22 protein-coding genes are annotated in these 26,103 nt (G+C 70.3%); 4 read left to right on the top strand and 18 right to left on the bottom strand.

The features are described from left to right. Positions 1–33 precede the first annotated feature (33 nt). The 8 genes from ACIPYT_RS10435 to ACIPYT_RS10400 all read right to left on the bottom strand — a co-directional run bounded on the left by ACIPYT_RS10435 (position 34) and on the right by ACIPYT_RS10400 (position 9,683). Complete coding sequence (locus tag ACIPYT_RS10435; protein ID WP_401073382.1) at positions 34–1,206, bottom strand: glycosyltransferase family 4 protein; 1,173 nt, start codon at positions 1,204–1,206, stop codon at positions 34–36. Next, positions 1,203–1,610: a DUF2304 domain-containing protein gene (locus ACIPYT_RS10430; RefSeq protein WP_401073380.1), complete on the bottom strand. Its 408-nt coding sequence runs from the start codon at positions 1,608–1,610 to the stop codon at positions 1,203–1,205. Before ACIPYT_RS10430 ends, ACIPYT_RS10435 begins: the two co-directional genes overlap by 4 nt. Beyond that, the gene (locus ACIPYT_RS10425; RefSeq protein ID WP_401073378.1) at positions 1,607–2,335 is read right to left on the bottom strand and encodes a glycosyltransferase family 2 protein; all 729 of its coding nucleotides are present in this window, start codon (positions 2,333–2,335) and stop codon (positions 1,607–1,609) included. Before ACIPYT_RS10425 ends, ACIPYT_RS10430 begins: the two co-directional genes overlap by 4 nt. A gap of 32 nt (positions 2,336–2,367) precedes the next feature. Beyond that, the gene (locus ACIPYT_RS10420) at positions 2,368–4,293 is read right to left on the bottom strand and encodes a DUF6541 family protein (protein WP_401073375.1); all 1,926 of its coding nucleotides are present in this window, start codon (positions 4,291–4,293) and stop codon (positions 2,368–2,370) included. Next, the gene (locus ACIPYT_RS10415) at positions 4,290–5,027 is read right to left on the bottom strand and encodes an ABC transporter ATP-binding protein (RefSeq protein ID WP_401073372.1); all 738 of its coding nucleotides are present in this window, start codon (positions 5,025–5,027) and stop codon (positions 4,290–4,292) included. Before ACIPYT_RS10415 ends, ACIPYT_RS10420 begins: the two co-directional genes overlap by 4 nt. Continuing rightward, positions 5,024–5,962 (bottom strand): ABC transporter permease, encoded by a 939-nt coding sequence (locus tag ACIPYT_RS10410; protein WP_401073369.1) that lies wholly within the window; start codon positions 5,960–5,962, stop codon positions 5,024–5,026. Before ACIPYT_RS10410 ends, ACIPYT_RS10415 begins: the two co-directional genes overlap by 4 nt. A gap of 101 nt (positions 5,963–6,063) precedes the next feature. Beyond that, positions 6,064–8,469 carry an FG-GAP repeat domain-containing protein gene (locus tag ACIPYT_RS10405; RefSeq protein ID WP_401073367.1) on the bottom strand — a complete coding sequence of 802 codons (2,406 nt, stop codon included), beginning with the start codon at positions 8,467–8,469 and terminating at the stop codon, positions 6,064–6,066. A 140-nt stretch (positions 8,470–8,609) separates the two neighbouring features. Then, positions 8,610–9,683 (bottom strand): glycosyltransferase, encoded by a 1,074-nt coding sequence (locus ACIPYT_RS10400; protein ID WP_401073365.1) that lies wholly within the window; start codon positions 9,681–9,683, stop codon positions 8,610–8,612. An 86-nt stretch (positions 9,684–9,769) separates the two neighbouring features. On the opposite strand from ACIPYT_RS10400, the gene ACIPYT_RS10395 reads away from it, so the two are divergent. After that, positions 9,770–11,533 carry a DUF4012 domain-containing protein gene (locus tag ACIPYT_RS10395; RefSeq protein WP_401073362.1) on the top strand — a complete coding sequence of 588 codons (1,764 nt, stop codon included), beginning with the start codon at positions 9,770–9,772 and terminating at the stop codon, positions 11,531–11,533. 143 nt (positions 11,534–11,676) lie between these two features. Continuing rightward, complete coding sequence (locus ACIPYT_RS10390; RefSeq protein ID WP_401073359.1) at positions 11,677–12,291, top strand: hypothetical protein; 615 nt, start codon at positions 11,677–11,679, stop codon at positions 12,289–12,291. Positions 12,292–12,477: 186 nt separating this feature from the next. Here the strand turns inward: ACIPYT_RS10390 and ACIPYT_RS10385 are convergent, their stop codons facing one another. The 6 genes from ACIPYT_RS10385 to ACIPYT_RS10360 all read right to left on the bottom strand — a co-directional run bounded on the left by ACIPYT_RS10385 (position 12,478) and on the right by ACIPYT_RS10360 (position 18,407). Beyond that, complete coding sequence (locus ACIPYT_RS10385) at positions 12,478–13,932, bottom strand: LCP family protein (RefSeq protein WP_401073357.1); 1,455 nt, start codon at positions 13,930–13,932, stop codon at positions 12,478–12,480. After that, positions 13,929–14,396 (bottom strand): 5-(carboxyamino)imidazole ribonucleotide mutase, encoded by a 468-nt coding sequence (gene purE / locus ACIPYT_RS10380; RefSeq protein WP_401074811.1) that lies wholly within the window; start codon positions 14,394–14,396, stop codon positions 13,929–13,931. The genes ACIPYT_RS10385 and purE overlap by 4 nt, the downstream gene beginning before the upstream one ends. A gap of 126 nt (positions 14,397–14,522) precedes the next feature. Continuing rightward, positions 14,523–15,647 (bottom strand): 5-(carboxyamino)imidazole ribonucleotide synthase, encoded by a 1,125-nt coding sequence (locus ACIPYT_RS10375; protein ID WP_401073354.1) that lies wholly within the window; start codon positions 15,645–15,647, stop codon positions 14,523–14,525. A gap of 97 nt (positions 15,648–15,744) precedes the next feature. Next, on the bottom strand, positions 15,745–16,299 hold the full coding sequence (locus ACIPYT_RS10370; RefSeq protein ID WP_401073351.1) for a PH domain-containing protein: 555 nt from the start codon (positions 16,297–16,299) through the stop codon (positions 15,745–15,747). A 51-nt stretch (positions 16,300–16,350) separates the two neighbouring features. Next, the gene (locus ACIPYT_RS10365; protein ID WP_401073347.1) at positions 16,351–17,121 is read right to left on the bottom strand and encodes a biotin--[acetyl-CoA-carboxylase] ligase; all 771 of its coding nucleotides are present in this window, start codon (positions 17,119–17,121) and stop codon (positions 16,351–16,353) included. A gap of 2 nt (positions 17,122–17,123) precedes the next feature. Next, on the bottom strand, positions 17,124–18,407 hold the full coding sequence (locus ACIPYT_RS10360) for a CDP-glycerol glycerophosphotransferase family protein (protein ID WP_401073345.1): 1,284 nt from the start codon (positions 18,405–18,407) through the stop codon (positions 17,124–17,126). 150 nt (positions 18,408–18,557) lie between these two features. Here ACIPYT_RS10360 and ACIPYT_RS10355 point away from each other — a divergent pair, with 150 nt between their 5' ends. Continuing rightward, a complete protein-coding gene (locus ACIPYT_RS10355) occupies positions 18,558–19,583 on the top strand; it encodes a glycosyltransferase family 2 protein (RefSeq protein WP_401074808.1) in 1,026 nt (341 codons plus the stop codon). Positions 19,584–19,607: 24 nt separating this feature from the next. Here ACIPYT_RS10355 and ACIPYT_RS10350 read toward each other — a convergent pair whose 3' ends face one another. Genes ACIPYT_RS10350 through ACIPYT_RS10340 form a run of 3 tightly spaced genes read right to left on the bottom strand, consistent with a single transcriptional unit; the run spans position 19,608 to position 23,984 of the window. After that, positions 19,608–21,044, bottom strand: coding sequence for a CDP-glycerol glycerophosphotransferase family protein (locus tag ACIPYT_RS10350; protein WP_401073342.1), 1,437 nt, complete (start codon positions 21,042–21,044; stop codon positions 19,608–19,610). Next, positions 21,041–22,294 carry a CDP-glycerol glycerophosphotransferase family protein gene (locus tag ACIPYT_RS10345; RefSeq protein ID WP_401073339.1) on the bottom strand — a complete coding sequence of 418 codons (1,254 nt, stop codon included), beginning with the start codon at positions 22,292–22,294 and terminating at the stop codon, positions 21,041–21,043. Before ACIPYT_RS10345 ends, ACIPYT_RS10350 begins: the two co-directional genes overlap by 4 nt. A gap of 52 nt (positions 22,295–22,346) precedes the next feature. Beyond that, entirely contained in the window at positions 22,347–23,984 is a 1,638-nt protein-coding gene (locus ACIPYT_RS10340) for a trypsin-like peptidase domain-containing protein (protein WP_401073337.1), read from the bottom strand. 100 nt (positions 23,985–24,084) lie between these two features. Between ACIPYT_RS10340 and ACIPYT_RS10335 the strand changes: the two genes are divergently transcribed. After that, complete coding sequence (locus tag ACIPYT_RS10335) at positions 24,085–25,284, top strand: aminotransferase class I/II-fold pyridoxal phosphate-dependent enzyme (protein ID WP_401073334.1); 1,200 nt, start codon at positions 24,085–24,087, stop codon at positions 25,282–25,284. 13 nt (positions 25,285–25,297) lie between these two features. Here ACIPYT_RS10335 and ACIPYT_RS10330 read toward each other — a convergent pair whose 3' ends face one another. Further along, positions 25,298–26,101 carry a carbon-nitrogen hydrolase family protein gene (locus ACIPYT_RS10330; protein ID WP_401073331.1) on the bottom strand — a complete coding sequence of 268 codons (804 nt, stop codon included), beginning with the start codon at positions 26,099–26,101 and terminating at the stop codon, positions 25,298–25,300. Positions 26,102–26,103 lie beyond the last annotated feature (2 nt).

Below are 26,103 nucleotides of genomic sequence, written 5' to 3'. Positions count from 1 at the left end.
CGGCGCCTGACGTGTGCGCGGCGTCTCCCCCGGTCAGTCGCGCGCGACGTCCGTGACGACCTGAGCCACCCGCTCGGCCACCGCATCCAGCGACACGGTGTCCCGCGCCCAGGACGAACGCTCCGGTCGCTTCCGCTCGGTCGTGCCGTCCTCGGCCTGTCGGAGGAGAGCGCGCATGGCATCGGCCACCGCTTCCGGGGAGAACGCGGTCGCGATCCCGAGATCGGCGCCTTCGACGAGGGCTGCCCCCGTGCGCGGTCCCGCGAAGATCACGGGCGTGCCGACCGACGCCGCGGCGAAGGTCTTGGTCGGTCGGGCGAAGTCGTAGCCGATCCCGGGCACGATGCTCACGAGCGAACCCACCGCACCGCGGATCCACCGCGCCGAGTCCGCCGGTGGGATGACGCCGCCGAAGTCGACCCGGCCCGGCACGATCTCCTCCGCGAGCGCGCGCAGCGCGGGCACGACCGAGCCCTGACCGAAGAAGGCGATCCGCACGTCGGGCGCCTCATCCGCGAGGAGATGCAGTGCGCGCACGAAGACATCGGGCTGCTGCCACTCCGACATCGTGCCGGTGTAGACGAAGTACGGAGCATCGGCCTGCACCGGCACCACGTCGGGCGCGAAGACGTCGGTCGCGATGCCGTTGCCCACCGTGGTGATGCGGGCGGAGTCCGCCCCGAGGAGCTCGAGTCGTTCGGTGACCTCGTCCGAGACCGAGATGATCGCGCGCGCACGGCGTAGCACCGCTCGTTCCATCCATCGCATGACGGCGACCACGAAGCGCGGCGCCCCCATCGAGATGACCCCGTCGGTCCAGACATCCGCGGCGTAGTAGACCACGGGGCGGCGCTTGAGCGCGGCGACGACGACCGCGACGAGGCCGGTCGTCGGCGGTGACTCCGCCACGAGGACGTCGAAGCGCGTCCCGAGCAGCCGAACCAGCAGCGGCACGTCGTAGCTCATGTACTGCACGTATCCGCGCACGTTGCCGCCGGCGTCGCGGAGCACGGGCCAGCGCGACACGTCGACGCCGTCGTGGTCGTCGATCTGCGGAGCATGCGGGGGCGGCACGGTCGTCAGGACCCGCACGGCGTCGCCGCGACGGGTCGACGCGCGTGCGAGCGCCCCGAGGCGGAAGGCTCCGGCGCTCACCTCCGGCGGGAACAGCCTCGACGCGATCACCACACGCCGCGCCGCGTTCACTGGGGAGCCTCGGATTGCGCGTCGCCCGTCTCGTCGCGCTGCCTTCTCGCGCGGATCTCCGATTCGAGCTCCTCCAGGCGGTGCTCGTGGAACGCCGAGCGCTCGGCGAGCACCCGCATCTTGGCTTCGATCCGCGTGAGCTCCGCGCCGTACTGAAGGCTCACGAGGAAGAGGAGACCGATCGCGATGAAGAACACGAGGTTCGCGGGGATCGTGATCCCCACCGCCCGAGCAGCCCAGCTGAGCGTCTGCGGGAACACCGCGATCACGAGGGCGAGGACACCGCCGACGAACCACCACACGGCGTGGCGCTCGCGCAGCGTTCCGCGGCGCATGAGCTCGACGATCGCGTAGAGGGCCAGGAGCGCGGCGACGATGCCGAAGATGTAGGTCGCGGTGCTCATATCGCCTCCACCTTGTCGCGCGGGCGCAACATGGCCAGTGCGAACGCCGCGCATGCCCGCACCAGGTACACCGCGGCCTTGAACGGATGATGCGAGGGCGTGCCGCCCTGCCGCTGCTTCATCGCGACGGGAACCTGACGGATCGTGAGACCGGATCGTGCCGCGATGACGAGGGCCTCGATCGTGTCGCCCAGGTACTCCGCGGGGAAGTTGTCCGCGAAGAGGTCGATCGCCCGTGGGCCTGCCGCCTTGAAGCCGCTCGTCACGTCGGTCAGCCGCGTCTTCGCGACGCCGCTCAGGACGACCGCGAGGATCTTCATGGCCCACCGACGCGGCCCGCGCACCCCGTAGTCACCCCGCCCCGCGAAGCGGGCGCCGATCACCAGGTCCGCGCCGGCGTACAGTCCGTCGATCAACTCGCGCAACGCCCCGGGGTCGTGCTGGCCGTCGGCATCCACCTGGATGACGACGCGGTAGCCGCGATCCCGGGCGAAGCGGAAGCCTGCGCGCATCGCCCCGCCGACTCCGAGGTTGTACGGAAGGGTGAGCACCTCGGCACCCGCCGCCCTCGCGCGCTCCCCTGTGCGGTCGGTCGACCCGTCGTCGACGACCAGGCACAGCGCGTCCGGCACCGTGGAGCAGACCTCGCGGACGACGTCCGCGACGGAATCCTGCTCGTTCAGCGCCGGGAGGACGACGAGAACGGATCGATCAACCTGGCGCATCGCCTCGAATCCTACCGACTTTTCCGCAGAGCTCACCGTGCGCACGCCGTGATGCGCCACAGTGAGGCCGCACCGTCCTCCGCGACGAGCTCGAACCCGGGTTTGCTCGCGAAGCCGGTCATACCCGGGGCCGGGAACTTGCCCGACCCGACGTCGCTCGGCCCGAAGTCGAGGACGTACTCGGGGTCGCCGTAGATCTCCAGCGCCTCGCACACCGCGGGCTCCGTAGCCGCGTCTCGGAGCTGCTCGGAGATGACCTCCCACGGCTCCGTCTTCGGAGGCGACCAGGTGCGCGGGTATACGTCGATGCCGCTGAGGAAGTACCCGAACGCGGCTCCGGTCGAGGGGTTGCCCAAGACCCGCGCATCGGCCTCCACGAGACCGGGAAGAGCTTCCAGCAGCGCCCGCTCATCGGGGTTGAGGTCGGAGTCGGCCGCGGCCGTGTAGCGGGATTCCCGGTCGTACGTGCCCTCGAGGAACGCCGGCATCGCCACACCGCGCAGCAGGATCAGGACGACCATGCCCACGGCCGCGAGTACGAGGCCTGTCGCGGAGACGGCGGCGGAGTCCCCGTCTCTTCCCAGGACCCGCGCCCCGAGGCGGACCAGCACATCGAGCCCGAGCGCGGCGAGCGGGATCACCACGAGGGGCGCGAGCGCGGTGATGCGGTAGGGATCCGCGTACCAGGCGCCCAGGATCGTCTCGCGCACCCAGGGGTTTCCGATCGCGGCGACGAGCACGTACAGTCCGGAGATACCCAGCCACGCGACGGCGAACCACCGCAGCTCGACACGTCGGACGGCGATGACGAGACCCACGATCATCAGCGCACTCACCCCGACGGCGACGGGGATCCGCACCTGGCCGTTCAGGAGCACGTCGACGAGCACCTCGAGCTTGCCGCGGAAGGCGGGCCAGTGCGAGCCGGACGTGCCGCTCGACAGATAGACCCACGACAGAGCGAGAGCGATCCAGAGGACGGCGCTCGTCACGGCGGCCCAGACCCTCGACAGCCCGCTCCGCGCCGAGAACGCGAAGAACGTCAGCCACACGGCGCAGATCGCACCCCACGCCAGGATGGCAGCGGGCTGCGCGAGCAGGATCGCCGCGACGGTCACCGCAGTGAAGAGCGCGAGGCGCACGGCATCCTGCCAGGCGCGGGAGTCGGCGAGACGCCGCGTGAAGACGATGACCGCCGTGATCCCCGCCGGCAGGATCGCCGTCGAGAGCGCGTTCGGGAACAGCACGCCCCACTGGAACATCAGCAGCGGGAACGCCTGGAGTGCGGACGCCAGCACGGCCGCGTACGCCGCGATCACGTTCGATCGGAACACCGTGCGGGCGAGCCACGCGAGACCGAGCGGCCAGATGACCGCGCCGATCACGACGCTCAGCACATTCGCGGCAACGGGGATGCCCGCTCCGCTGGCGATGGCGACGAGCGATGCGATCCCATGCCATGCGGCCGGATAGAAGCTGCGTCCGCCGATCACGGCGTTGACGTGCAGCGAGGATGCATCCTGCGTCTCGAGGATGTAGCGCAGGGCGTTCATGTGGAAGATCGCGTCGTTGGTCTGCGAGATCCCCGCGGGATCGCCGATGTACGACACGATGCGCCACACGCCGAAGGCGATTCCGAGCGCCAGCCCGACCACCAGGACAGATCGCAGCGGGAAGCTCTCCCGCACGCTCTCGACGCGCGTCACACGGCCGACGATCCAGGCGAGGGCGATCAGGACGACCATCGCACCGCACCAGGCGAGAGGTGTCCACGCCACCCCGACGGCGCCGAAGGCCAGCGCGGCGATCGCCGTCGCGGCGATGCTGAACAACGGCGCGTAGGCGACCAGGGCGAGACCCCGCAGACCCACGCCGGCGAGGGCGAGAAGACCGGGACCGAAGACGATCAGCACGGCGACGGCGAACGCCGGCACCGCGCCCAGCCAGTCGAGGATCACGCGTCCACCAGCGCGATGGCGCCCTCGACTTCACCGTCGTAGACCACCTCGCCCTTGTTGATCACGATCCCGCGGGTGCACAGCTCGCGCACCATCTCCATGTCGTGGCTGACGACGACGAGGGTCTTGCCCTCGGAGATCAGCTGCTCGAACTTCAACCGGCACTTCTCGCGGAACGGCGCATCGCCGACCGACAGGATCTCGTCGACGAGCAGCACGTCGAGCTCGACGTGGATCGCGACCGAGAACGCCAGCCGCATGAACATCCCCGAGGAGTAGTGCTTGACCTCCTGGTCGATGAACTGCTCGATCTCGCTGAACGCCACGATCTCGTCGTATCGCGCCTCGATCTCGTGCTTCTTCATCCCGAGGATCGCGGCGTTGAGGAACACGTTCTCGCGTCCCGAGAGCTCGGGGTGGAAGCCTGCTCCCACCTCGATCAGCCCGGCGACGCGCCCGCGCGTCAGCACTTCGCCGTCATCGGGTTCCATCACACCGGAGACGAGCTTGAGCAGCGTCGACTTGCCCGAGCCGTTGAAGCCGAGGATGGCGACGGACTCGCCCTCCCCGATCACGAGGTCGACGCCCTTGAGCGCCTCGAACTCGCTCGTGAGCTTGCGACGCTTGATCCAGGCGACCACGGTGTCCTTGAGCGAGAACGCGTGGTTGAGCGTGAACCGCTTGCGTACGCCGTCGATGATGATGCTCGGCTTGATGGCCGTCTGCTCGGTCATAGGTCTTGCGCGAACCTTCCTTCGAGGCGTCGGAAGACGAACTGTCCGAACAGCAGCGTGACGACGGCGATGAGGAACGTCCAGAGAGTGTTCCACGCCAGACCCGGCGGGATGTCGATCATCGACTCGCCGACGTATCCGGCCGCCGACACCATTCCCTCGGTCGCCGGACGCCAGAACGCGTAGTGGAACAGCTCGACGCCCTGCGTGATCGGGTTGAGCATGTACAGCTCGACGATCCACTGCGGCCAGTGCAGGCGGTCGACGATGGCGTCCTGCACCTGAGTCCAGCCGTACAGCACCGGAGAGGCCCACGTGGCGAGGAGCAGCAGGAGCTCGACGATGTTCTCGGAGTCGCGGAAGCGCACGTTGAGCGCTCCGAAGAAGAGGCCGAGTCCGAGGCTGAAGACCATCACGATGATCATCCCCGCGAAGATCGCGAGCACGGACAGGATCGAGATGTGCGTCGCCCAGCCCATGAGAAGCGTGACGAGGAGGAGCAGACCGACCTGCGGGAGGAAGTGCACGAACGCCACGACCACGGCCGACACGGCGAACAGCTGTCGCGGCAGGAAGACCTTGCGCACGAGCGGCGCGTTGCCGACGATCGAGGTCGTCGCGTTCTTGAACCCCTCGGAGAAGAGGTTGATGACGACGATCCCCGAGAACAGGTACACGGCGTAGTTCGGCAGGCCACGGTCGAGATCCATGAAGATCCCGAGCACCACCCAGAACACCAGGAACTGGGCCGCTGGTCGCACGTACGACCACGTCCACCCCAGCACGGAGTTGCGGTAGCGGGTCGTCACCCCGGTGCGTACGAGAAGGTGCAGCAGATAGCGCCAGCGCACGACATCGATCAGGCCGCGGCTCTTGCCGGGGGTCTGGAAGTCGGTACGCGGGACGGCGGCGAAAAGATCTCGGGTATCGGTCACGGGCCCACTCATTCATCGCAACGACGGTTGTGTTGCAAACCTCAGTATCCTACGACGTGAACGCGAGCAGACGCTGACACCAGCGCGAGCCGGAGATCCGTTCAGCCGATCTGCCGCATGGACTGCCAGCCGTTGCCGATCTGGAGCCCGGCCCTCCACCCTCCGTTGCCGTCGCCTCGGTAGAGGTAGAGCTGACCGCCCGCGCCGACCGCGAGGACGTCGTCCACACCGTCGCCGTTGAAATCGCCGCTCCCGATGATGTGCGTCATGGCGCCCCAGCCCGAGCCGACGACGCGAGGAGCCTTCCACGACCCCGTGCCGGTGCCGGCGTAGAGCGTGAGCCTGCCGTCGGCGCTGCGCGCGATGAGGTCATGGCTGCCGTCGCCGTCGAGATCGCCGACGCTCACGATCGCGTCGAACCCGCCCCAGCCGTTGCCGACCACGGCGCCGCCACCGGGTGCCCATCCGCCGGCGCCGGATCCGCGGTAGAGCAGGAGCCGCCCGCCGCTGTCCACGGCGAGGACGTCGGGGATGCGGTCGCCGTCGACGTCGATGTTGCCGATCACGGCGGTGAAAGCGTTCCAACCGCTGCCGATGCGGGTGGGCGCGTCGAATCCGCCGCCCGCCTTGCCTGCGTAGAGGAAGAACGATCCGTCCGGCGCGACCCGCCCCACGTCGGGCAGACCGTCGCCGGTGAAGTCGCCCAGCGTGACGAGGCGATCGGTCGCGGTCCATCCCGTCGACAGCTGCTGGACCCGACCGGTCCAGTTGCCCGATCCGGTGGCGCCGTAAGACAGGAGCTGCCCGGCCGCGTTCACCGCGATCACGTCGCCACCGGGGACCCCGTCGACGTTGCCCGCTCCGCCCGGGAGCGCACGCGGCGCCGACGCCGCCTCGCCTGAGCTCGAACGCGCCGTCATGGTCTGCCATCCGGTGCCCACCGTGCCGTGCTTGAGCAGTCCGCCGCCCTTCACACCGCGATACAGCACCATCGCACCGGCCGCGGTCTGCGCGAAGAGGTCGTCGACACCGTCGCCGGTGAAGTCACCGGGACTGAACACGTCGGTCATCCCCGACCACCCGGATCCGATCTGCGTCCGTGTCCCCCACTGGCCGGCGCCGACCTGCGGGTACGAGAAGAGCCGCCCGGCGCCGTCACGGGCGACGAGCGAGAACCTGCCGTCACCGCGCAGGTTGTCGACTCCGGAGATGAGGTTCATCCCTCCCCAGCCGGTGCCCACGACGACGGGCGCCCGGAATCCGCCACGGTCGTCGCCGGCGCGGAGCTGGAGTTCGCCTCGGGAGTTCGTCGTGAAGATGTCGGGTATGCCGTCTCCGTTGAAGTCTCCGGCCTGGGCCGCGAGGACGATCCCCGACCAGTCTCCGGCGAGCACGACGGCGTTCCCGAGATTGGTCCCGCCGTCACCCGGGAGGAGATACGCCCCGCCCGCTTCGGTGAGGGCGACGAAGTCTCGGTGGCCGTCGCCGTTCAGGTCGCCGACGCCGAGGACGTCGCGCACTGCTCCGAGCCCGGTCGCGAGCTCGACGCGGGAGCCCCACGCGCCACGCGAGAACGGGTATCCCCAGACCTTGCCCGCGGTGTCGGCCGACACCATGAACGACGACGACGACGTCGACGCGAGCACGGGCGGCGGGATGCTCGGACCGCCCTGGGTGGATCCGAACCAGTCGGTGAAGTAGTTGTAGAAGTTCCTGTTGCCGTAGGCCGAGCAGCTGTTGCCGAGACCGTACCCGGCGCGCAGCGCCGCGGCGTTCGGCTGGTAGGGCGTGTAGTAGTAGAGCGCTGCGGTCGCCGCGTTCGCGATGTAGACGCGGCCCGACCCGCACGCCGAGTTCGGGTGGTACAGGATGTTCCAGGTCTTGCCCGGCGCGTACCACTGGAACCACTTGCCCTCCATGTAGATCTGCATCTGGCGCGCGGCGCCGTAGATCTGGTGGAAGAAGCCGATGAAGTTCGGGTCGCACGGCGCCGTGTCGGGGCATCCCTGTCCGAGAGCGATGTTGTATCGCCAGGCGCTCGGCCATGTGTGCGTGATGAGCCCCTGCTCCTTCTGCAGCATCACGATCAGCACCTGCGGGTTGATGTTGCACGACTGCGCGACGCGATAGATGATGCGCGCGGCGGACTCGTTCGCGGCCCCGGTGTACCCGTTGCAGTACGCATCGGCCGGTCGCGACACCGACGTGATGCGGAAGTCCTTGAGGCAGACGATCGCCTTGCCGTCTTCGTCGCGTCCGCCGAGACACCGCGAGACCTTGCTGTTGAAGAAGCTCTGGATCTGCGCCTCGGTCATCGTGTTCTTGTTCGTGAACACGCGGTCGCTGATGATGTTGCCGGCGGAGAAGCCGGCGAGCGTCGTCTTGACCTCTCGCGCCTGCACCACGCCGATACTCGAGGCGGTGATCGCCGAAGCGGAGGCAGACGGGACTATCACACCGACCACGAGTGCCGAGACGGCGATGAACGTGGCGAGGATCTGGGGCATCCTCTTGGTGTTTCGAGAGCGTGGGGCACGTCGAGACATGTGACCAGTGTGACGGAAGTTGCGAGATGATGCCACTGTTACCCGAATTTCGCCGATTCGTGTCGGCGTGTCCCCCGAAGACACAGCGACCGTTCAGGTCGTCACAGGTCGGCGTGCAGACCCCACACGCGCTCGGCCGCCCCCTGCCAGGAGAACGCCCGCGACCGGTCCGCCGCCAGCACGCTGAGGCGTCGCGCGCCCGCACCGACCGCATCCACGACCGCATCGGACAGGTCGTCCGCCCCGACGATCGCTCCGCCGTCCACGACCACGTCGCGATGCACGTCGCTCTCGACGGCCACGACCGGCACTCCGACGGCCATGGCCTCGAGGATCCGCCACGGCCACGCGGCGAGATCGCTCGTGGCGACGAGTGCCGACGCGCCGGCGAAGACCGCTGCCCTGTCATCACGCGACAGAGCACCGCGGACGTGCGCCCGGGACTCCGGCAGCCCCGCCGACGCCGCGATCTCGGCGAGCCGCGGCTCGGTGCCCTCGAGCGCGTCGAGCACGACGGCGTCCCTGCCTGCGGCCGCTGCCGCGCGGAAACCACGGTCGAGCGAATCCGCCGCGCCGGACAGCACGACATAGCCGTCCGGGAGCGAGAGGGCAGCACGGCGGGACGCGGCGTCGAGCGGCACCGCGAACCCGGTCGGCTGTGCACCGGGGATGACCCGGATGCGGTCGCGGACCTTGGCGATCTCGGCGAGGCGCGCCGCGATCGCGTGGGTCGGCACGACCACGGCATCCGCATGCTTGGCCGCGCGCTTCAGCATCGACCGCTGCCACGCGACAGCCGACTTCGACAGGGTGCCGGGAGCATCCCATGCCCGGAGATCCCACACCGTCACAGTGGTCTGGTCGTTGTCGTGCACGCGGTCGTGCCGCACGAGAGGAGCCATGAGGGATGCCGAATGGATGAGTCCCCCGCCGACGCCGGGCACGAGGCCCATCTGCCAGGATGCCGCGAGCTCGCGCCTCGCGAGAGAGAGCCGCCGGACGTCCGCGACGCCGGGCACGTCGACCTCGGCACCGGAGGGGACGATCGCCGCGACATCGCAGTTCGCGGGTGTCGTGGCGACGAGCCCCGCCGTCAGGTCGACGGCCGCCCAGGCCTGATCCGCGTCGACGACATGCACGAGCTGATCCAGAACCACACGCAGCCGAGCACCCATGCGACAAGAGTAATGTGCACGCGGCGTCCGGCCCGGGAGGCGGGGCGAGGCTCGGTCGATTCGCCCGTTCGTGCTTGAATGCAGGGGTGAGTGACGGACGCCTGCCGGTACGTCGCCGGTGGCTGCGATGGTCCATCGGCATTGTCCTGACGCTGCTGGTGCTCGCGATCGGCTGGGTCACGGTGCGCGGGATCGGCGCCGTCTCCGACCTGCAGCAGGTCTCGACCTCCGCGAACCAGCTCAAGACCGCGATAGGCGAGGGCGACCTCGACCGCGCGAGCACGCTCTCGGCGCGCATCGCGCACCACGCCGAGTCGGCGCACGATCTGACGTCGGATCCGGTCTGGCACGCGTTCGGCGTCGTGCCCTGGCTCGGACCCAACTTCTCCGCCGTGAGCGACGTCGCCGCGATCGCCGACGACGTCGCCTCCGACGCGCTGGTGCCCGTTCTCGATGCGGCCGGAGAGATCGACCTCGCGAGTCTGGGCCTCGTGAACGGCGCCGTCGACCTCGCGCCGTTCGCCGCGGTCGAGCCCTCGTTGGCCGACGCCGATGACACTCTCAGCACCGCGGAGGATCGCGCGCTGCGCATCGACGCGGACGCGACGCTCCCTCCCCTCGCCGACGCCGTCCGCCAGATGCGCTCGGCGGTCACCGAAGCCGCGACCGTGGTCGGCGCCCTGCACGGCGCCTCCGCCCTCCTGCCGAGCATGCTCGGGGCCGAGGGGCCGAGGAACTACGTCGTCGCCATGCAGAACAACGCGGAGCTGCGATCGTCTGGTGGGATCATCGGCGCGATCGCGCTCCTGCATGCCGAGAACGGCCGCATCTCGCTGGTGCAACAGGGGTCGGCGATGGACTTCCCGCCCCTCGCGGAGGCTCTCCCGTTGAGTGAGTCGACCGTGGCGCTGTTCGAGGACCGCCCCGGCCGCTACCTGCAGAACGTCACGAACATCCCCGACTTCACCGAGGCCGCACCCGTGATCGCCGCACGGTGGACGCAGCGGTACGGCACCGCGGTCGACGGCGTCATCGCGGTCGACGCAGTGGTGACGGAGCATCTGCTGGCGGCGACCGGGCCGCTCTCGTTCGGCCCGTTCACGGCGACGAAGGACGACGTCGTCGGGCTGCTGCTCTCGCAGGTGTACACGCTGTTCCCGGACCCGGTGGCGCAGGACCAGATCTTCGCGAAGGCGGCAGGGGTCCTGTTCAGCGCGGCCCTCACCACCGCAGACCCCCGCGACCTCGTGGGTGCCCTCGCGACCTCGGCGGAGGAGGACAGGATCCGCATCTGGAGCGCCCACGACGACGAGGAGGAGATCCTCGCCGCGAGCGCGCTCGGCGGCGCGATCCCCCGCGACGACGCCACCAGTCACGTCGGCGTCCTGCTCAACGACACCACCGGCGCGAAGATGGACTTCTACACCGACGCGACGATCGCCACCGCGGTGGGGACATGCGACGGCGAGCCGACCACGCAGGTGCGGGTGACCTGGACTAACAACGCGCCGGCGGACGCCGGCACATCGCTCCCGCCGTACGTCACGGGCGACGGGACCTACGGGGTCACCCCCGGCATGGTGCGCACGTTGATCATGGTCTACGGGCCCGAGGACGCCACGCCCTCGTTCGTCGACCGCGACGGCGGCGGCGACGGGAACACCCAGACCGCTGTGCTCGGAGCGCGCTCCGCGGTGCAGCAGGAGGTGCTGCTCGCCCCGGGAGAGTCCGCGACGATCACGGTCGAGTTCCAGGGCGGCGGGGCCGGGAACAGGCTCACGGAGGTCGAGCACACCCCGATGATCCGCACCCCGGAGATCTCCCGCGAAGAACTGCGCTGCGGATCGTGACTTTCGCCCGTCGATGATGTAGTGTCATCCTCACTGGGGAATATCTGGGTTCTGCAATCCTGTCGTGGGGACAGGATGAGCCCACGCCATCGGATGCAGGGGTGTATCCGGAGGCGATTCCGCGTGAATTTCTGGGGAGAATCATGCTGAAGAAACTGGCTGCCATCAGCCTGACCGCTGGCGCACTCGTGCTCATGGCACCGACTGTCGCCTCTGCTGCCACCGACTCGTACGCGGAGCCTCCGCGGGTGTCGGTCGACCAGCCCGTCATCAGCTCGTGCGGAGCGTCGACCATCGCGTTCGGCGCCGGATACTACGAGCCGTCCGAGACGCTCGGCGTGTCGGTGTCGGGGCTGAACGCGGCCGACGCCGCCGTCTCGGGCAACACCGCAGCCGCCGACGGCAGCCTCGTGGTGTCGTTCCGCCCGCCGGCCGACGGCGACGGCACGTACGCCGTCACGTTCGACCGCTCGCAGGCATCCGGCGGCGCGACCACCGCTCGCACGGTCACCGCGTCTCAGGCCTCTGCCGCCTCGTACACCGCGAGGATCACGGTGTCGCAGGGCGCGGTCGTCGGCGCGAGCTGCCACCACGATCCCGCCGCGGCCGGCACCGAGATGCCGCTCACTGGCGACGGCCTCGAGCTCGCACTCACCGGCGGCAGCGTCTCGCCGTGGGTCGTGGGTGGCGGTGCAGCGGCTCTCGTGGCCGGTGGTGCACTCGTCGCGACCGGCGTCATCCGCCGCAAGCGCGCATAGATCAGGTCCCCGCATCGCGGGGATCGACCGACCGACGGTGATCCCTCCCCCTCCGATCACCGTCGGTTGGCGAATCCGGTGACGAGCCGGAAAGCCCACGACCGCCCCCTCTTCACTCTCGAGTGGCGGCCGTGGGCTTATTCGCGCCCATGCTCGGACCGTGGCCAAAGCCATGGTCCCGAAGAGTCAGGGCGTCGGGGTGGGCGTCGCCGTCGGAGGATGCAGGGCCTGCTGGATCATCGCGTGGATGTACTCGTAGTCCGGCGAGTGCTCATCGACGCCGTTCTCCGGCGTGAGCTCGATAGTCGTGACCGGCTGCTCCTTCGCCTTCGTCATGAGATCGAAGAACTCGGGCAGCTTGTCCTGCGGCAGATCGGTGCTGATGAGCGCCGTCCCCGCGGCTGCGACGTCGTTGAATCGCGTGAGCACGGTCTGCGGGGTGAACTGCGCGAGGATCGCCTCCTGCAGTTCACGCTGACGCTTCATGCGGTCCCAGTCGCTGGTCGTGTAGCGCGACCTCGCGTACCACTGGGCCGTGTCGCCGTCCATGTGCTGCGCACCGGGTTCGATCCATCCGATCGCCCAGGCGTCGACATCGCGCGGGTCGGTGCCGTCGGGCGGACCGCCCTTCGGCAGCCGCTCGGTCACGGTGATGTCCACTCCCCCGAGCGCATCGACGAGATCTGCGAAACCGTGCATGTCGACGAAGACGTAGTACGGGATCTCGATGCCGAGAACGCCCTCCGCGGCATCCTTCGTCGCCTCGATGCCGGGATCGGAACCTTGGGCCGCCGCATCGGGATAGAGCCCCGTGCCCTTGTCGTCACGGCAGATCTCGGCGGCGTTGCGCACGTGGTTCATCCAGCCGTTCCAGCCGCAGCTGCTCGAGCTGTGCCCCTCGAACCCGTTCGGGTAGAGCGCCTGCATCGGGCTGCCCTCGCTGAACGGCGCGTTCGGCAGCTCACGCGGGATGCCCGTGATCGTCACTGCACCGGTCGTCGCGTTGACCGATACGACGGAGATGCTGTCGTATCGCATGGAGTCGCGCCCCTCGCCGCTGTCGGCGCCGAGAAGGAGGATGTTGTAATAGCCGTCGCTCGGCGGGAGGCTCGGACCGCTCTGACCGAAGATCGTGCTGATCGTGGAGCGCGCGGAGCCGACGACGGTCGCGGCGTACGCCGTGCCGCCTCCGACCAGTCCGAGCAGCAGCAGTGCGACCAGAGGGATCGCGAACTTCGAGGGTCCGGGGATGCGCACGAGACGCACGAGTCGCAGCACGTCGAACGTCAGGACGATCCACAGCACGACGTATCCGACGAGCACCGCCTGGACGAGCGTGAGGACCACCGCCGACACCCAGCCGCCGCCGACCGTGAGCCAGAGCAGCACCGGTCGCGCGAAGAGCGCCAGGCCCGCGGCGACGACGACCAGGAACCACGCGGTGAGCGTGGCCCCGAGGCCGAAACGTCCGAGACGGCGGTTACCAGCGAGCACCTGGGCCGATCCCGGCACCAGCAGGTTCAGGACGACGAGCCACCAGCCGCGCTTCGTCATCGTCCCCGCGTCGGTCGTGTCGGGGTTGCGCAGCGGCCGGGTCTCGATGAGCGGTCGGGCTGCGCCGCGCGGGGGCGCCAGGGTCACAGCGACCCCTTCAACCGTTCGTTCTTCTCCTCCACCTGTGCCTCGAGGTCGCGGGCGTAGGCCTCGACACGGTCGGCGAGATCGTCGTCGGACGTACCGAGGATGCGTGCGGCCAGCAGGCCGGCGTTGCGCGCCCCGCCGATCGACACCGTCGCGACCGGGATGCCCGCCGGCATCTGCACGATCGAGAGCAGCGAGTCCATCCCGTCGAGATACGCGAGGGGCACCGGCACGCCGATCACGGGCAGCGCGGTCATCGACGCGACCATGCCCGGGAGATGCGCGGCACCTCCGGCGCCCGCGATGATCACCCGGATGCCGCGAGACCGCGCCTCACGCGCGTACGTCATGAGCTTGTCGGGTGTGCGGTGGGCGGAGACGACCTCCACCTCGTGCGGGATCCCGAAGTCGGTGAGGGCCTGCGAGGCGTCGCTCATCACCCGCCAGTCGGAGTCGGATCCCATGATGACGCCGACGAGCGGCGTGGCGGCGGAGTGGAGGGGCTCATTCACCCACTCAGGCTACGGTCTGCCGCTGGGAGATCCCCCGAACGGCGCGCGCAAGCGGCCGAGCCGCTCGTCCCGCGTCTCTCAGTCGAAGTGCGCGGCCGCCGCGCGCGCCACGTACACCGCATCGTCGAGGTCGTCTCCGGCGACGTTGACATGGCCGACCTTGCGTCCGGGGCGCGGGTCCTTGCCGTACGTGTGGATCTTCGCGGAGGGATGCTCGGACATCGCCGCCGCGAATCGCTCGCCGAGCGTCGCGTCCTGCGGACCGCCCAGGATGTTGACCATGACCGCCCAGGGCGCGCGCGGCGAGACGTCGCCGAGCGGGAGGTCGGCGACGGCACGCAGGTGCTGCTCGAACTGCCCGGTCACCGCTCCGTCCTGGCTCCAGTGGCCGCTGTTGTGCGGACGCATCGCCAGTTCGTTCACGAGGATGCGCTCGTCGTCGGTCTCGAAGAGCTCGACGGCGAGCATGCCGGTGACGCCGAGACCCTCTGCGATCGTCCGGCCGATGCCCTCGGCCACCTGCACGAGACGGTCGGCTGCGGCCGGCGCGGGGGCGATGACCTCGGCGCAGACGCCGTCGCGCTGCACGGTCTCGACGACGGGGTACGCGACCATCTCGCCGCCGGGCCGGCGCGCGACCTGCTGGGCGAGCTCGCGCACGAAGCCGACGAGCTCCTCGACGAGCAGCGCGTCCCCCTCGGGGAGCGCGTCGATCCAGTCCTGCGCCTCGGCCGCCGCGCGGACCACGCGCACGCCCTTGCCGTCGTACCCGCCGCGTGGCGTCTTGACGACTCCGGCGCCGTCATGGGCGTCGAGGAAGGCCTGCAGCTCCGCCGCATCGCGCACGGGGGCCCAGTCCGGCTGCGGCACGCCGAGCTCGGTGAGGCGCGCGCGCATCGCGAGCTTGTCCTGCGCGTACTGCAGAGCATCGGGTCCGGGGTGCACCGCGACACCCTCCGCGACCAGCGCACGCAGCACGTCCTGCGGCACATGCTCGTGATCGAAAGTGACGACGTCGACGTCCTTCACGAACGCGCGGACCGCGTCGAGATCGCGGTAGTCGCCCACCGCGGTGGCCGCGAGCCGGGCCGACATCCCCTCGCCCTCCGCGAGGACGCGCAGCTCGAGTCCGAGCTCGACCGCCGGAGCGATCATCATCCTGGCCAGCTGGCCTCCACCGATCACGCCCACACGCAGCGCCATGTGCCGCCTCCATTCGTCACGACCATTGTCTCGCATCGGCGGGCACCCGGATCACACCTGTCCGCACGCGCGTGGACGCTCGACTCGGCGATCCGGATCAGGAGACCGGCACGCTGTCGTGACCGGACTGCGCATCGCGGTGCGCGAGGATCTGACTGACCTCGATCTGATCGGCCAGAGTCTCGTGCACGAGGGTCACGGTGGGGACGTTCGCGAGCCGCAGCGGCGCGTCGACGCCGTTGGAGAGCGTGATCGTGCCCGCGCCCCAGAGGCGCTGCAACGGGCCCCGACGGACGCTGATCGTGTACCCGCGGGCGTGGGACATCTCCTGACGACTGCGTGCGCCGATGCCGCGGTTCACGATCACCCGTCGCGTCGTCACCGTCACGGTGCGCGACCACCAGATCAGCCACGGGACCAGCACCAGCAGCACGATCAACGCGCCTCCGGCGCTGAGGAGCATCCAGTCCTCGAAGGGCGCCGGGAGGTTGCCGAGGAAGTACGTCGTGCCACCGAACACGCCGATGAGCACCAGCGCCGACCAGAACAGTCGGCGCGCGTGACCACGGAACCGGGCGATGAGCAGTTCCTCTGCAGGGCTGCCGGGCGGCGGCATCGTCGGCCGTCCGCCGAGGGTCACGGGCTGGGTCACCCCTCCATTGTGCCGGTCGGCGCCGACAACCGGCCTCTCGCCCCGGGCGTGTCAGTCTTGCGCGGGGCGCACGTGCACGACATCGCCCGCGGCGACGACGTGCTCGCCGTCGTCCGCGCGCACCATGAGGCGGCCGTCGTGATCGATCCCGGTGGCCGTGCCCGTCAGGCGCCGCGACCCCGGGAGCGACACGTCGACGTCGAGGCCGATCGTCGCGCAGCGCGCGGTGACGGCGCCGTGGAGCCCGCTCGCGACCGCGTCGCCGCTGTCGACGAGCCCTGCGATCAGATCGCGCAGGGCGCCGAGGTAGTCGGCGAGCAGACGATCGGGATCGACCTGCGCACCGAGCACAGCGAACGACGTCGCCGTGGGCACCGGAAGCTCGGATGCGGTCATCGCGGTGTTCACGCCGGTACCCACGATCACGGCGTCGCCACCGGCCTCGGCGAGGATGCCGCAGATCTTGCTTCCGTCGACGAGGACGTCGTTCGGCCATTTGACGGAGACGTCGGACGACGGCAGCTGAGCGGCGACCGCGTCCGCCATCGCGACGCCCGCCGCGAGCGGGATCCATCCCCGCACCTCGGGCTCGGCCGGCAGCCGACGCAGCACGACCGAGATGGCCAGCGACGAGCCGGCCGGTGCGATCCATGTGCGATCGAGACGACCACGGCCGGCCGTCTGCGTGTCGGTCAGCAGCACCGCCAGGTGCGGCCACGCGGCGTCGTCGACCGCGAGGGCTCGCAGAGCCGCGTTGGTCGATCCCACCTCGGGGAGCACCTCGATGCGGGGTACGATCTCACGGGCGCGGGACAGCTCCACGGTCAGACCTCCTCGTCGTCGACCTCGTCGTCATCGTCGTCCTCGTCGGAGCGGATCGCCCCCACCTCACGGGCACGCCACTCGTCCCACTCGTCCATCAGCCGCTCGACGGCGGCGTGGAACTTCGCGGTGGCCACGCCCTGCGAGGTGTCGCCGAAGTAGTGCTGTACCCACATGCGCAGCCGCGCCGTGGCCGCCTCGTCGGCGCGCACCCGCTCGCTCTCGGCGATGATGTCGCCCGCCGTGTCGGTCGTGAGCCATTCGCAGTCCGACAGGTACCCGTTCGTGTCGACCTCGGCGCGCTCATCGGCCGGCCGGGTCACCAGGAGGGGCTTGCCCACGGCGAGGCGATCGTAGACCATCGCGGAGATGTCGACCACCGCGACGTCGGCGGCCGCGAGCTGCCAACCGAGCTCGGGCCCGTCGTCATACACGTGCTGCGCACCGGGATCGGCGGCGTTGGCCGCGGCGATCGCCGCGATGATCCGCCTGTGCGCGGCACCGTACTCGGAATCCACCACGCCGCTGCGCGGATGCGGGCGGTACAGCAGTCGATGCGACGTCGAGGTCAGCACCGCCGCGGCGAGCTGCTCGCCGTGGGTAGCGATGGAGCCGTAGTGAGCGCTGGGTCGGTCGCCCTCCCACGTCGGTGCGTACAGCACCACGGTGCGCTCGTCGGGGCTGTACGGCAGCGCGCCCGAGTAGTGATCGGCCTGCGGCCGACCGATCTCGATCGTGCGCCGGTCGATGTCGTAGTCCCACAGCGTGCGAGACAGGCGATCTCGCGCCGCCTGACCGGCGACCAGAGCGTAGTCGTACGCCTTGTACTGGTTCGTGGTCATGTACATCTTGTCGGACTCGCCGTGGTTGATGAACACATGCCAGCGCCGACCGTAGCGGAACATCTGGAAGTTGCGGGTGTTCTGATTCACGTACAGCACGACGCGGATGTCCTGCGTCGCGATGAAGCGCTCGAGGTCGCGCACGGTCGGCACGAAAGCCACCGGAGGCGCGTCCTCGTCGAGCAGCTTGTCGGCCCCCGTCGCCGAACGCGAGAGCACGACCACGGGCCACCTCTCGGCGAGCTCGGCGAGCGGCCGATACCACTGGCGCATCTGGTACATGTTGACCGCGCCGTCGGCGAAGTAGACCGCGACCTTGTAGTGCTCGGGGAGGTGCGGCTCGCCTGCAGCCAGGCGCCGACGCACCCGCTGCACGGCGGTGCGCGAGGCGAGCGCCCGCTTCAGCAGACGGTAGGCCTTCTTCGCGTCGGACACTGCACCCATCCCTCCAGGATACCGAGTGGCGGCGATCGGCCCCGACCCCGCGTCCGATGCCGCGACGGCGCCATCAGGGAACGTCCGCACGGCCCGTGCCATGATCGTGGTGTGTCAGAGAACGAGATCGCCGCTCCCGAGATCGGGGTGTCGTTCGTCATGCCCGTGCTGAACGAACACGCCTACCTCGAGCACGCCGTCGGCTCCGTGCTGTCGCAGGAGCTCGACGTGCCGGCTGAGCTCGTCCTCGCCCTCGGTCCGTCGAGCGACGGCACCACCGAGCTCGCGCACCGGCTCGCGGCGGCCGACGCCCGCATCCGGCTCGTGGAGAACCCTGACGCGCACATCCCGGTCGGACTCAACGCGGCGATCCGCGCGAGCCGCTACGCCACCGTGATCCGCGTCGACGCGCACTCGGAGCTGTCGCCCGGCTACGCGGCGCGCGCCCTCGCGACGCTGGAGCGCACGGGCGCGGCCAACGTCGGCGGCGTCATGCGCGCGGACGGTCGCACGCCCTTCCAGCGTGCGGTCGCGCGGCTGTACAACTCCCCCGTCGGTCTCGGCGGCGGCGCGTACCACGGGGGCACGCAGGAGGGCGAGGCCGAGTCCGCGTATCTCGGCGTCATGCGCCGCGAGGTGCTCGACGAGGTGGGCCTCTTCGATGAGACGATCCGCCGCGGCGAGGACTGGGAGCTGAACCTGCGGATCCGGCGCGCCGGGCACCGGGTGTGGTTCGATCCGACGCTGTCGGTGACGTACTGGCCGCGCGAGAGCTGGATCCGCCTGGCGCGGCAGTTCCGCGCGACCGGCGCGTGGCGGGGCGAGCTGGTGCGACGATTCGGCCGACGCAACGGCATCCGGTTCTTCGCGCCGCCGGCGCTCGTGATCCTCGTCGCGGCGGCCGTGGTTCTCGGTGTGCTGCAGCTGACCGGCCTGGTCGGCGGAGCGGTCTCGATCGCCCTCTCTGTCCTGCTGTACCTCCCCCTGCTGGCGTACGTGCTGCTCGTGCTCGCGGTCGCGTGCGTGCCGGGCGGCGGCGGACCTCGTCAGCGCATGTGGACCGCGATCGTGATGCCGACCATGCACCTGTCCTGGGGGCTCGGGTTCATCGGCGGCGTGCTCCGCGGGGCGCGCGACACCGTCGACGCCTCCCGCCTGGGCACGCGCAACACTCCGCTCCCCTGACGCCGACTGCGCCGGGAGCGCGGCTCAGCGGGTGACGAACCCCTGGTCGAGGATGCGGGCGACCACACGCTCCGCCGCATGGCCGTCGTCACGCACGTTGAACTGCGCCCGCCATGCGACATAGCGCTCGGCGTAGCGTTCCGCGCCGCCGTCGTCGGCCAGCGCGGCGACGAGCTCGTCCTGCGTGCGCACGAGCGGCCCCGGGGCTCGCGACTCGAGATCGAAGTAGAACCCGCGCAACTGACCGCGGTAGTGATCCAGATCAGGCACGAGGAAGTACATCGGCTTGCCGGTGACGCTGTAGTCGAACATGACCGACGAGTAGTCCGTGATGAGCGCGTCCGCGGCGAGCAGGAGCTGCGCCGTCTCGGGGTAGCCGGTGACGTCGATCACACGGGCGCCGTCGCGATCGCGCCCGGTGTCGATCGTGCGTGAGTGCCCGCGGACGAGCACGACCGCGTCGGTCTGCTGCGCGAGCGTCTCCGGATCGATGAAGTCCACCATCTCCGCGCGATCGTCGCGCCACGTGGGCGCGTACAGCAGCACGCGCTCGTGGTCGTGGATGCCGAGGGCGGCGCGGATCGCGGAGGGATCTCCGTGCACCAGGGCGTCGTTGCGCGGATAGCCCTCGACCCAGATCGGCCGACCGAAGAACGCATAGGCCTTGCGGAGGATGCGCTCCGAGTAGGTGTTCTGCGCCAGCAGCACGTCCCACCGGCGCGACTCCTTGACGACCGCGGCCATGCGACGGGGGTCGAAGCCCGGACGATGCAGCGCGAGACGCTTGAGCGGCGTGCCGTGCCACGTCTGCACGACCTTCTGCCCCTCCTTGCGGGCGAAGCGCCGGCGCAGCCAGTCGTTCACGACCAGCAGTCGCGACGCGGCGCGCGCACGCCACCACTCCGGACTCCCCTCGACCACGGCGATCGCGCCTTCGGGAACGGCGACCGACAGGTCGACCACGCTCCAGTAGCGGGTGACGCCGGGGGCCTGAACGGACAGAGCCCGGTCGATGGCCTGCGGATTGCAGCCGACGCTGCGCCCGTAGAAGCTCTCGAAGAACACGGCGTTCTCGGTACCGCCCGCCTGCGCGACGTAGCGGCCCTCGAGCGTCGACTGCCCCTCGGCCGTCTCGTAGACCGGGTCGATCGGCGCGGCGATCAGAGCGGTGCCGCCGTCGACGGCGATGCGGACGCCGTCGAGCACGTGGGCGTCGAGGGTCACGTCGTCGAGCGCGGTGTCGGCGATGCGGATCTCGTACTCTCCGGCCGGCAGCGGGAGGTCGGCGCCTCCCCAGCGGGCGGCCCGGAGCGGGAACGACGCCTTCCACGTCTTGCCCCCGCCGGTGATGCGGCCCTCGACCCGCGCACGAGGACCGATCAGGTCGGCGCTGGCGGGACGCGGACCCGCCCCTGCGATGATCAGCGTCTCTGCCGCCTCATCGATCCGGGCCGTTGTCATGCTGCTCCCTTCGGCGCGGGGACGCCCCGCGCACGGATCGTGTCGTACACGCGACGCGTGTTGCGCCCGTCACGGAACGCGTGCATCTCCGCGCTGAGCGTAGCGGACCGCTCCGACCTCGCGGCGAACGCCGCCCGGTCGCCGAGCAGCGTCTCGACCTGCGCGAGCGCGACGCCCCAGTCCGTCGCGGCGTCGTCGCCCGCCACATCCTCGAACCGGCCGTAGAAGCCTCGTGTGCGCGCGTACTGATCGGCATCGGGAGCGAGGTACACGACCGGCATCCCGAGCAGCCCCACGTCGTAGGCGAGCGAGGAGTAGTCGGTGACGAGCACATCGACCGCCGGGAGCACGGGGGTGACGTCGGCGAGGATCGACGAGCCGAAGTGCCGGACGCGTCGCGTCGGCAGGGGCGGCATGTACGCGCCCTCCCCGAGCGGGTGCGAGCGGATCAGCAGCACGGCGTCGTGCTGCTCGAGCGCACGCACGATGCGCACCCATTCGACGGCCGACGGCACCGCCGGGTCCGCCGCGCCGTCGCGCCAGGTGGGGGCGTAGAGGACGACGCGCGCGGCCGCGGGCGCATCGCCGAGCGCGCGCCTCAGAGTCTCGACGGCTGCCGCACGCCGGTCGCCGGGCTCACCCGCCGACAGCACGTCGACCCGAGGCTCCCCCGTCACGACCACACGATCGTCGCCGAGGCCGAACGCGGATTCGAGACGACCTCGCGAGCGATGCGACGCCGCGGGCAGCACGCGGATGCGTTGAGCGGCTCCGCGGTACAGCGCCGCGACGAGCCGGCGCAGGAGCGGAGCACCGGGCACGGCCGGCACCTGCGTGGTCGCGGGCGAGTCGAGCCCGATGCGCTTGAGCGGGATGCCGTGCCACAGCTGCACCACGAAGGCGCCGGCGATCCCGTAGCGGTTCACGTCGCCGAGTCCGTGGGTCACGATCACCGCACCGGCGCGTGCCGTCGCCCACCAGCCGCGGATCCCTCCCTTGGGGATCGTGCGGATGCCGAGCTCGGCCGCCGCACGCGCTTCGCGCTCGGACGACGTGAGCCAGACCGTGTCATGCCCCTCTGCGGAGGCCAGCCGCTGCAGCGCGAGAGCACCGTCGCCGACGCCGGCGCCGCAGCCGAACACCCACCGGTCCGTGCGCGGCACGAGGGCCGTGCCGAGACGTCCGAGGACGTACACGGGGATCCGGAGCAGCTTGGCCGCATTGCCGGAGCCGAAGGAGAAGGACGCCACCCCGCGAGCCTATCGCGGGGTGGCGTCCTTCCCTGGGAGGGAGCGGGCGGGGTCAGCCGGCGAGCTCGCCGAGCGTGACCTCGATCTCGTACTCCTTGCCGCCGCGGATGTAGGTGACCTTGGCGTCGCTGCCGGCGGCGGCCGCACGCACCTGGGCGGTGAGGTCGTTCGCGCTCGTGATCGGCACGCCGTTGAACTGCGTGACGATGTCGTCGGCCTTCAGCCCGGCGCCCGCCGCGGCGCCGCGGTCGGTGACATCGGCGATGTACGCGCCCGAGACCGAGGCGTTCTCGACGCTCGCGGCGTCGCGCACCGAGGCGCCGAGCAGGCCGTGCGTCGCGGCGCCGTCGGAGATGATCTCGTCGGACACGCGCTTCGCGATGTCGGAGGGGATCGCGAAGCCGATGCCGATCGACCCGGACTCCTCCGAGCTGCCGGCTCCGGCGATCGCGACGTTGATGCCGATCAGCTCGCCCTTGCTGTTGACGAGGGCGCCGCCGGAGTTGCCGTGGTTGATCGCGGCGTCGGTCTGGATCACGGCGATCGAGATGCTCTCCGAGCTCTGCTGCTGGCCGTTGCCCGGCAGATCGAACTGGAACGGTCCCTGGCTGTCGCCCTCGTCCGGCGTCTGCTGGTCCTGCGGCGCATCCTCGGTGGAGGAGTCGGGCAGAGCGGACGACTGGATCTGGATGCTGCGGTTCAGCGCGCTCACGATGCCCGTGGTCACCGAGTTGGAGAGGCCGAGCGGCGCGCCGAGCGCCACCGCGGTGTCGCCGACGTTGAGCTTCGACGAATCGGCGAACTCGATCGGGGTGAGCCCCGACGCGTCGGTGAGCTTGATGACCGCGAGGTCGTAGATCGGGTCGGTCCCGACGACCGTCGCCGTGTAGATACGGCCGTCGGAGGTCGTCACGCGGATCGTGGGGTCGGCGACGGCGCCGCCGAGCGTCACGACGTGCGTGTTGGTCAGCACGTACCCGTCATCGCTGATGATGACTCCGGAGCCGCTGCCCGCCTGATCGGAGCCCGCGACCTCGATCGTCACGACCGAAGGCAGAGCGGCCGTCGCGACGGCCGTGGTCTCGTTGACCGAGCCGGGGTTGTTGACCGTGACGGTCTCGGGTCCCTGGGCGACGCCCGTGGAGTTCTGGTTGGAGATGCCGGTGAGCAGGGCGCCACCGCCGAATCCGGCGACGCCGCCGACGAGGGCCGCGGCCACGACGATCGCGGCGAACTTCGCGCCGGCCCGCGGCTTCTGCTCCTTGGTCTTCACCGGGCCGCCGACCGGCTGCCCCGGCTGTGTCGCGGTGTGGATCCCGAAGGCGGCACCGGGCGCGGTCGCGGTGCCGGGGTGGTGGGTCGCGCCCGTCGGCGCGGGCACCACGAAGGGCTGCTGCGGAGCCGTCGGCGCCGCGGGTCCCGTCTGCGGGAGCTGGGCGGCCGGCGCCTCGAAGAACGGAGATGAGACGCTCGGTGCGGGGTTCTCCCCTGCCGGGCTCTGCACTGCCGGGGTCTGCGTCGCCGGCGTCGACGTGAACGTCGAAGGCACCTCGTGCCCCTGACCGGGCGCGGCACCGGTCTCAGCGGCGGCGGGGGTCGTCGAACGGTCGACGGTCTCTGCGGCCTCGGTGGACGGCACGGCGTCGTTCGACGCGGATGCCGAGTGGTCCTGGGTGCTGTCTTCGTTCATGGTGTGTGCTCCTTCAACAACGCCCTCTCAGAGTGCGCCCCGTATCTGTGCGTTTCGTATGTCGAAGATGAGTTTCGGCTATGGCCTTAGCCTGTTCTTCATGAGTGTCATCCCCGGCGCATGGCGACGCACGGCAGCGGGAGCCGGACTCCTCGGCCCGGACGAGACCGTCGCGCCCACCATCTTCGCAGAGATGTCGGCGGCAGCGGCTCGGACGGGGGCGATCAATCTCGGCCAGGGCTTCCCCGACGAGGACGGCCCTGCCGCCGTCCTGGAGGCGGCCCGATCCGCGATCGCGCACGGCGCGAACCAGTACCCGCCGGGTCGCGGCATCCCCGATCTGCTGGCGGCGATCAGCGAGCATCAGCGGCGGTTCTACGGACTCGTCGTCGATCCGGATCGCGAAGTCGTCGTGACCGCCGGAGCGACCGAGGCGCTCACCGCGACGCTGCTGGCGCTGATCGACGGCCCCGACGACGAGGTCGTGGTGTTCGAGCCCTACTACGACTCGTACGCGGCGGCCGTGGCTCTCGCGGGAGCCCGTCTGCGCACGGTGCCGCTGCGCGCGCCGGACTTCCAGCCCGATCTCGACGCGCTCGCGGACGCGGTCACTGACCGCACGCGGATCATCCTCGTGAACGACCCGCACAACCCGACCGGCACGGTGTTCGACCCTTCCGTGCTCGAAGAGGTCGTTCGTCTCGCGCAGCGACACGACGCGATCATCGTGACCGACGAGGTGTACGAGCACCTGTCGTTCCACGCGCCGCACACGCCGATCGCGACTCTGCCGGGAGCCGCTGAGCGCACTCTCACGATCTCCTCGGCCGGCAAGACGTTCTCGACCACGGGCTGGAAGATCGGATGGGTGCACGGGCCTGCCGATCTCATCACGGCCGTGCTCACGGTCAAGCAGTACCTGACGTATGTGAACGGCTCGCCGTTCCAGCCTGCCGTCGCCGTCGGACTCCGACTCGACGACGAGTACTTCACCGGCGCCGCCGCTGCCTTGGCGCGCAAGCACGCGATCCTGGGCGACGGACTGCGAGCGGCCGGTTTCACGGTCTTCGCACCGCAGGGCGGGTACTTCACGGTCGCGGACGCGACGGCGCTCGGCGCGGCCGATGCTGCGGACTGCTGCCGCACGCTGCCCGAGCGCGCGGGTGTCGTGGCGATACCGCTCACGGCCTTCGTGTCGGCCGGGAACCGCGGCGACTACGCCGGGCTCGTGCGGTTCGCGGCCTGCAAGCGCGTCGAGGTGCTCGAGGAGGCCGCGGCGCGTCTCGCAGCCGGCTTCTGACCGGAGCCGACGCTCAGCGCGGGACGACGCGATAGCGGCGCACGCGCAACGAGGGGTTCGTCGCGCGCACGCGGTCGATCGCCGCACGCTCGACCACCCCGATCGCAATGCCTTCCGCGACGCCGACACCCGCCAGCACGACGCCCTGCGGGTCGATAATCTGCGAGTGCCCGACGCCGATCGGCGTGGGGTGGTCCGCGGCGATGACGTAGGCGGTGTTCTCGATCGCCCGCGCCGCGAGCAGGGTGGTCCAATGGTGCTCCTTGAGCGGACCGCGCACCCACTCGGCCGGGATGACGAGCGCGTCGGCCCCGGCATCCATGAGGGTGCGCGCGACCTCGGGGAAGCGCAGGTCGTAGCAGGTCATCAGACCGAACCGCATCCCGGCCACCTCGAACGTCGTCGCCTCGCCGACCTCTCCCGGCTCGACCCAGTCGGACTCGGTCTGGCCGAACGCGTCGTACAGATGCTGCTTGCGGTAGGTCGCGAGGATGCCGTCGCCGCGCACGGCGACGAGCGTGTTGCGCACGTGACCCGCATCCGACGCCTGCTCCGCGAGCCCGGCGACGATCACCACGCTGTGCTCTGCGGCGAGCGCCGTCAGCGTCGTGACGAACGCGCCGTCGAGCGGTTCCGCGTTCGCGGCGAGGGTCTCGTCCATCGGGTCGACGAAGTAGCTGGAGTACTCGGGGAACACGACGAGTCGCGCTCCCCGGGCCGCCGCCTCGGCCGTGAGCACCGCGAGGCGCTCGAGGTTCCCCTCTCGCGAGGAGGTCGGCGCGAACTGGCAGACGGCGACGGGCACGGCGGAGGTCATGC

Origin of the sequence: Microbacterium sp. NPDC089695 (assembly GCF_044749085.1) — a bacterium.
GTDB lineage: Bacteria > Actinomycetota > Actinomycetes > Actinomycetales > Microbacteriaceae > Microbacterium.
Note: the sequence above shows the minus strand (reverse complement) of the source record. Positions and strands in the feature narration are given on the sequence as shown.

Excerpts from the sequence above, each read along its gene's own strand:
- ACIPYT_RS10430 (WP_401073380.1), bottom strand. The coding sequence starts at position 1,610 with ATGAGCACCGCGACCTACATCTTCGGCATCGTCGCCGCGCTCCTGGCC.
- ACIPYT_RS10425 (WP_401073378.1), bottom strand. The coding sequence starts at position 2,335 with ATGCGCCAGGTTGATCGATCCGTTCTCGTCGTCCTCCCGGCGCTGAAC.
- ACIPYT_RS10415 (WP_401073372.1), bottom strand. The coding sequence starts at position 5,027 with ATGACCGAGCAGACGGCCATCAAGCCGAGCATCATCATCGACGGCGTA.
- ACIPYT_RS10405 (WP_401073367.1), bottom strand. The coding sequence starts at position 8,469 with ATGCCCCAGATCCTCGCCACGTTCATCGCCGTCTCGGCACTCGTGGTC.
- ACIPYT_RS10400 (WP_401073365.1), bottom strand. The coding sequence starts at position 9,683 with ATGGGTGCTCGGCTGCGTGTGGTTCTGGATCAGCTCGTGCATGTCGTC.
- ACIPYT_RS10390 (WP_401073359.1), top strand. The coding sequence starts at position 11,677 with ATGCTGAAGAAACTGGCTGCCATCAGCCTGACCGCTGGCGCACTCGTG.
- purE (WP_401074811.1), bottom strand. The coding sequence starts at position 14,396 with ATGGGATCCGACTCCGACTGGCGGGTGATGAGCGACGCCTCGCAGGCC.
- ACIPYT_RS10375 (WP_401073354.1), bottom strand. The coding sequence starts at position 15,647 with ATGGCGCTGCGTGTGGGCGTGATCGGTGGAGGCCAGCTGGCCAGGATG.
- ACIPYT_RS10360 (WP_401073345.1), bottom strand. The coding sequence starts at position 18,407 with ATGGGTGCAGTGTCCGACGCGAAGAAGGCCTACCGTCTGCTGAAGCGG.
- ACIPYT_RS10355 (WP_401074808.1), top strand. The coding sequence starts at position 18,558 with ATGCCCGTGCTGAACGAACACGCCTACCTCGAGCACGCCGTCGGCTCC.
- ACIPYT_RS10350 (WP_401073342.1), bottom strand. The coding sequence starts at position 21,044 with ATGACAACGGCCCGGATCGATGAGGCGGCAGAGACGCTGATCATCGCA.
- ACIPYT_RS10340 (WP_401073337.1), bottom strand. The coding sequence starts at position 23,984 with ATGAACGAAGACAGCACCCAGGACCACTCGGCATCCGCGTCGAACGAC.
- ACIPYT_RS10335 (WP_401073334.1), top strand. The coding sequence starts at position 24,085 with ATGAGTGTCATCCCCGGCGCATGGCGACGCACGGCAGCGGGAGCCGGA.
- ACIPYT_RS10330 (WP_401073331.1), bottom strand. The coding sequence starts at position 26,101 with ATGACCTCCGCCGTGCCCGTCGCCGTCTGCCAGTTCGCGCCGACCTCC.